This is a genomic window from Brucella pecoris, assembly GCF_006376675.1.
Classification (GTDB): Bacteria; Pseudomonadota; Alphaproteobacteria; order Rhizobiales; family Rhizobiaceae; genus Brucella; species Brucella pecoris.
Genome location: NZ_VEWK01000037.1, coordinates 1 through 5,555, shown reverse-complemented (window position 1 = coordinate 5,555; position 5,555 = coordinate 1). Strand labels below are relative to the sequence as shown.

Sequence of the window (5,555 nt, the reverse complement as noted above, 5' to 3'; positions counted from 1 at the left end):
AATCAACCCCTAAACCGAGCCGGAAACTCCAATCTTCAAAAGCACAAATAGTCTCAAATCATTCGACGACGGACACTTCCCGCCTTGTCGTCGTCAATATCAATATGAGCCTGTAGCGCGTTGTCCTGTAGGTCGGAAGCGACATCAACGAAAGTGTCCGGCTCCGCTTTCATCGCGTTGGCAAGCTTTTGCGACCAGGAACGTGCTTCTTTGGCATCTAGCGATTGCAAAACGATCTGATACTGGCTTTGCGTGCTGCGGCCACCAAAGCGCAAGCTCTGCACCGGCGTAAGATATGCGGTCAGTCCCGGAAGACCGGCAAGTTTCTTTCGAAGTTCACCCAGTGTCTGGTCCAGCGGTGGGCGGGCATCTCGTGCTTTAAGCTGCACAAACATGGAGCCTGTATTGAACGTCGATCCACCCGGCCCGCTTCCAAGTGATGAGGTTACGTGTTCGACTGCCATATTATCGGAAACGATGGCGGCCGCCTGTTGCTGCAATTCGCTCATTCCCTGATAGGAGATGTCCTGTCTGGCCTGGGTTGAAATGGTCACCAGTCCGGTATCTTCCTGCGGGAAGAAGCTGCGTGGCAATGTCATGAACGACCATACAGAACCAAAGAAACTCAGTACAAAAAGTAGCATTACCAGAAGCCGATGTCGGAGACACCAGCCGACAGCGCGTCCGTAACCTACCGTCACCCGGTCCAACATTTGCGCAATGCGTCCAGGTTCTGCCTGCTTGTGCGGCAGACGGGCAGCAAGCATGGGTGTGACCGTCAGCGAGACCAGCGCCGAAGACAGAATTGCCAGCGTGACCACCATGCCGAATTCGTTCAGCACCCGTCCGACGATACCGCCCATCAAAAGGATCGGCAGAAAAACGGCAACCAGTGACAGCGACATGGAGATGATTGTGCCCGTTACTTCCTGACTGCCAACAATAGCCGCCTGAAAAGGTGGAAGTCCCTCCTCCACATGGCGAACGATGTTCTCAAGCATCACGATGGCGTCGTCGACGACCAGTCCCACTGCCAATGTCAGCGCCAGTAACGAGATATTGTCGATGGAGAATCCGAGGGCATACATCGCTGCAAATGTCGTGACCAAAGACAACGGAACCGCAAGTCCTGGGATCATCGTCGCCCAGAACTGGCCGAGAAACAGGAAGATCACCAGCACTACAAGGCCGATGGTTATGGCCAGTGTCGTTTGAACATCTGCGACTGCGGCACGGATCGATGCGGAAGCATCGTTGACAACTGCGATGTGCATCTGTGCAGGCAACGCAGTCTCGATTTCAGGAAGCTTGGCGCGGATCGCATCGACAACAGCCACAGTATTCGAACCGGGCTGGCGCTGAACAGCCAAAGCGATCGTTTGCTTTCCATCCAGCCAGCTACCTTGATTGACGTTATCCACGCTATCCAGCACCGTGGCTACATCGGACAGACGGACGATACGGTTGCCGCCGCCTGCAACGATCAGGTCCTTGAACTCCGACGCATTCGTACGCTGTGTGTTCGCATTCACGGTCAGTGCCTGCGATCTGTTCTGCAGCGTTCCGACCGGAGTTTGGTCATTCGCCGCGGCGATGGTATCACCGAGGCCCGATAGCGACAAATTTCGACTATCGAGTTTGTCAGGATCCACTTCCACCCGAACCGCGTAGGTCTTCGAACCATAAACCTGTGCCTGTGCCACACCCGAAATAGTCTATAGGGCTGGCGAGATAATATTCTGCGCGATGTCATCCATCTGGGTCAGACGTGCGCCGTCGCTCGTCAGGGCCAGAATGATAACGGGGGCGTCAGCTGGGTTTGCCTTGCGATAGCTCGGTGGCGTGGTGAGATTGTCCGGCAGTTGCCGCTGTGCGCGCGTGATGGCCGCCTGCACATCTGCTGCTGCCGCGTCGATATTGCGCGTGAGATCGAACTGCAACGTGATCGATGTGTTTCCAAGCGACGATGTAGCGCTGATCGTATCGATTCCAGCAATCGTCTCAAACTGCTTGATAAGCGGCGTTGCAACGGAAGAGGCCATCGTATCAGGCGACGCGCCAGCGAGTTGGGCGGAGACATTTATGGTCGGAAAGTCCGCTTCAGGAAGTGCGGCAACCGGTAACTGATAGTAAGCCGCAATCCCGCCTATTAACCCGCCGATCATCAGAAGAATGGTCGCTACCGGGCGACGAATGAAGACTTCGGAAATATTCATTGCCAGTCTACCTTCGTTCCGTTCAGTGAGATGAAACCTTGGTATTCGGTTCTGCGTCGGCCAATTTTACCTTGCTGCCATTAGAGAGCACGCTTTGGCCTTCCGTAACCACTCTCTCCCCTGGCTGAAGACCTGCACTCAAACCAGCCATGCCGTTGGCACGCAAGGCGACCGTCACTGGTCGTATTTCAACGGAGTTGTCGGGTTTGACCACATAGCTTATGGAGCCATTCTCCTGCGGCTGGACAGCAACATCGGGAACCAGCACCAGATCATCGATCTGCCCCGCTTCGACGGAGACACGCAAGGACTGTCCCGGCCAGAAGTTGCCGGAATGATTGTCGAGCGTGGCTCGCAAACGCACGGTGCCGCTACCTGGATCAATCACGTTATCGATAAAATCGACGGGGCCGCTTTCGGTGACGTCCCTTCCATCCGCGGAGATCGCAGTCACATCGGCTTTCAACATTCCAGCAGTCATTGTCGAACGGATACGCGCGAGATCAGTTTCAGGAAGCGTGAATTCTGCATAGACTGGCGTCATCTGCGTAATCGTTGCGACAGGCGCTCCGGCTGAGAGATAGGCACCCACGGAAACCTGAACGACACCCAGTTGCCCATCGAAAGGTGCAACAATGCGCATATGGGAAAGCGTCACCTGATCGGCAGCAAGTTGTGCCTGATCGACTTCCAATTGTGCTTGAGCAACCTTCAGTGCGGCCAGTGCATCGTCGCCGCTCTGCGAAGTGCTGACACCCTTTTGTACGAGATCCTGCGTGCGCTTCAGCTGAATTTCGGCATCGTTCAGCGTGGCCTGAGACTTGGCAACGGAAGCGGCATCCTTCCCGAGGCCGGCGCGGATAGCCTGATCGTCAAGTTGGGCAACAAGATCGCCTGCCTTGACAAGAGCGCCATCCTTGACATTCAGTGCAGCAACATTACCCGCCTCCGGGCTGTTCACTGCTGTTGATGCCACCGCCACTATAGTGCCGATTGTATTGCGCAGCACCGGAAGGGATCCCGACTTTACAACCGTGGTTTTGACCACATGTTCGAGGTTGGTGGTACGGCCTCCTCCTCGCTTGGCCTCGCTTTGTTTGGTGGGGAATAGAGTAGGGTCCTGTGGAGTAGAGCGTTGCCAGCCGACATAAGCAGCATAAACAATCAGCAATAGTGCAAGACTGCAGACAACCCAACGCTTCACCGTAGGCTCCTGTTCACGGACGGAGACGCCAACAACTGCTCCAAACACGCTACCACAAATCAATTCGTCGGCAATTAAACTCATTGAGAGCGGATACTGTTTTCATGATATGCAGCTGGTTTTAGCTGCTTTCCCAGGTTACCCTTGAGGAGTGATCCGTTTGGATTATTAGTGCATGCTTGGCCTGATGGCCGCTGTCGATATTGAAGCTGATCCATTTTGGCCAGGCCAAACGGCTGCTTCGGGTGCCGGTGGCTTGTAACCCAGCGATGAGTGAGGTCGAACGGGCGTACGGTGTTGTAATGCTGTCTCCGGCGCGATCGTCAAACGCTATCAATACGACAATCATGACCAGCTACGTCAGCACCTCGGAGGTTTTATCTTGGCGTACAACGTTGCCCGCAGGCTCAAGGCATCAAGAGGCCTCGCCTTACGAATACAACTGCAAAGTCTGGACTTCGGAGCCAGAAAGATTCAAATTGAAGCCGATCTATCAAATGCCGGGACTGAACAGCACGACAATACTAGCGTCGTGTCTCAACACATAGCCAAATCGCCAATCTTTTTCTTCTTTATCGAAACCACCTGCCCGCCGCCGATCATCGTCAACTTCGCACCTAGACCATCATGACTTGGCGTCAAATCGCTTTGTCGATTGAAGCGTGAAACTCTCCGTGAATAGACTATCTTGCTTAGCCTTCGTCCAGTTAAAGCGACGCCACCGATTACAACGGTTTCGACCAAGATCGTGCGCTGAGATCATCCGCAGTGTCTTGTCGATGGGGTCGTGAAAGCTCGGCAGAACACCGGAGGGCAATGGCAGTTGGCGCAAACCGTGCCCAGCCTTCCATATGTTCTGCTGATCGCAAGATTAGTTTCTGGCCTTCGATCAGGCCGAGACGTGCTTCGAACAATCGAAACATGCTGGGCATGCCAATGTCGCTGGCGACATGAGCCCCGTAGTCAGAGATTGCCAGGACGCGCTTCGAACGCGTCCGCTCAAGAGCCGCGATGAAGCTTTCGATCGCTCGCTGCATCTCTCGAACCGTGTCCTTCGTCTGCGACGACGGCGGAAGGATGACCTGGGTGGCATCTGCATTAGCGATCGCCTCCGCGAGTGCTTCGGAATCCTGCAGATCGACCAAAGCGATCTCGCATCCAATATCGGCGAGCGGTTTCGCCTTTGCCGGATTGCGCAAAATTGCTCTGACCGGGAAACCCGCCTTGCGCAAGGCCAAGGATGTTGAATAGCCAACCTTTCCGGCGGCACCAACGATTGCGAACATATTCAATTCCTCTGCTTGTCTACATTCGACCGACTTGAAGGCTAAGTGACGGTGTGGGTAGACCTCTGCAACTTGGCTTGGGATTGGACGTGGGCAGCGAACACTTCCTTCGCAGCGAACAATCCGTTGAGCGCTGCCGGGAAACCCGCGTAGACGGCCATCTGCATGATGACTTCGGTGATTTCGTCCTTCGCCATCCCGGCATTTAGCCCGGCTTCGATATGCACTTTCAATTGCGGGGTTGCCGTTCCCATCGTTGTCAATGCTGCGATGGTGGCTATTTCGCGAGAGCGCAGATCAAGGCCGGGACGGCTGTAAATGTCACCGAAAGGGAATTCAAACAGGTAACTGGCAAAGTCAGGGGCATGTCCGCCAGAGCGGCAATGACATTATTCCCGGCCTCGCCGTTGATTTCTGCAAGCACCCGCTTGCCGCGTTCTAGCCGGCTTTCACCGTTGTTTGTGGTTTGACGCGTCGTCATCCTTCATCCTCTGTTGCAGCTTAAGAATGTCCACTCTCCCATGGGAGAGTGGAATTGCGTGCTCAGTTTCAGAATGTGCCTACTTCTTGGCGGATCGCCGCGTTCAGGCGGTTCCAGACATTAATAGTGCCTATAGTCAGAAGAAGTGCTGACAAAGCTTTTTCATCATAGTGACGCGCGGCCTCGGCCCAGATTTCATCAGACACCGGATCACCCTTGTCGGCGACGCGAGTCAGAGCTTCGGTCAGATCAAGGACCGCGCGTTCTTCGTCTGTGAACCAGGGTGTATCCCTGGACCGGCTTCAGGCATTGGCGGGAGCAACGAAATGAGCGTTACACTGGCATTGCCGTCCAAGGGCCGGCTGAAG

Annotated in this window: 5 protein-coding genes and 4 pseudogenes; 2 read left to right on the top strand and 7 right to left on the bottom strand. The window is 54.8% G+C overall.

The features are described 5' to 3' along the window. Nucleotides 1-71: 71 nt before the first annotated feature. The 3 genes and pseudogenes from FIB18_RS24385 to FIB18_RS25515 form a co-directional block, all read right to left on the bottom strand. Nucleotides 72-2,216, bottom strand: a pseudogene (locus FIB18_RS24385) (efflux RND transporter permease subunit); the annotation flags it as partial. 22 nt (nucleotides 2,217-2,238) lie between these two features. Further along, on the bottom strand, nucleotides 2,239-3,225 hold the full coding sequence (locus FIB18_RS24380) for an efflux RND transporter periplasmic adaptor subunit (protein ID WP_235894972.1): 987 nt from the start codon (nucleotides 3,223-3,225) through the stop codon (nucleotides 2,239-2,241). A 363-nt stretch (nucleotides 3,226-3,588) separates the two neighbouring features. Continuing rightward, a pseudogene (locus FIB18_RS25515) lies at nucleotides 3,589-3,720 on the bottom strand (IS3 family transposase); the annotation flags it as partial. A 16-nt stretch (nucleotides 3,721-3,736) separates the two neighbouring features. Here FIB18_RS25515 and FIB18_RS25545 point away from each other — a divergent pair. Together FIB18_RS25545 and FIB18_RS25300 are read left to right on the top strand one after the other, a co-directional pair. Next, nucleotides 3,737-3,968: pseudogene (locus FIB18_RS25545) on the top strand (IS481 family transposase); the annotation flags it as partial. Further along, nucleotides 3,949-4,041: pseudogene (locus FIB18_RS25300) on the top strand (IS6 family transposase); the annotation flags it as partial. The pseudogenes FIB18_RS25545 and FIB18_RS25300, both read left to right, overlap by 20 nt. A 104-nt stretch (nucleotides 4,042-4,145) precedes the next feature. Here FIB18_RS25300 and FIB18_RS24365 read toward each other — a convergent pair. The 4 genes from FIB18_RS24365 to FIB18_RS25500 all read right to left on the bottom strand — a co-directional run bounded on the left by FIB18_RS24365 (nucleotide 4,146) and on the right by FIB18_RS25500 (nucleotide 5,393). Further along, nucleotides 4,146-4,706 (bottom strand): NAD(P)H-binding protein, encoded by a 561-nt coding sequence (locus FIB18_RS24365; RefSeq protein WP_235894971.1) that lies wholly within the window; start codon nucleotides 4,704-4,706, stop codon nucleotides 4,146-4,148. 41 nt (nucleotides 4,707-4,747) lie between these two features. Further along, a complete protein-coding gene (locus tag FIB18_RS25510) occupies nucleotides 4,748-5,026 on the bottom strand; it encodes a carboxymuconolactone decarboxylase family protein (RefSeq protein WP_407921877.1) in 279 nt (92 codons plus the stop codon). Beyond that, complete coding sequence (locus FIB18_RS25505) at nucleotides 4,984-5,187, bottom strand: hypothetical protein (RefSeq protein ID WP_407921876.1); 204 nt, start codon at nucleotides 5,185-5,187, stop codon at nucleotides 4,984-4,986. The genes FIB18_RS25510 and FIB18_RS25505 overlap by 43 nt, the downstream gene beginning before the upstream one ends. A gap of 68 nt (nucleotides 5,188-5,255) precedes the next feature. After that, nucleotides 5,256-5,393 (bottom strand): carboxymuconolactone decarboxylase family protein, encoded by a 138-nt coding sequence (locus FIB18_RS25500; RefSeq protein ID WP_174977474.1) that lies wholly within the window; start codon nucleotides 5,391-5,393, stop codon nucleotides 5,256-5,258. Nucleotides 5,394-5,555 lie beyond the last annotated feature (162 nt).

Coding starts and splice junctions, on each gene's coding strand:
- FIB18_RS24365 (WP_235894971.1), bottom strand. CDS start 4,706: ATGTTCGCAATCGTTGGTGCCGCCGGAAAGGTTGGCTATTCAACATCC.
- FIB18_RS25505 (WP_407921876.1), bottom strand. CDS start 5,187: ATGACGACGCGTCAAACCACAAACAACGGTGAAAGCCGGCTAGAACGC.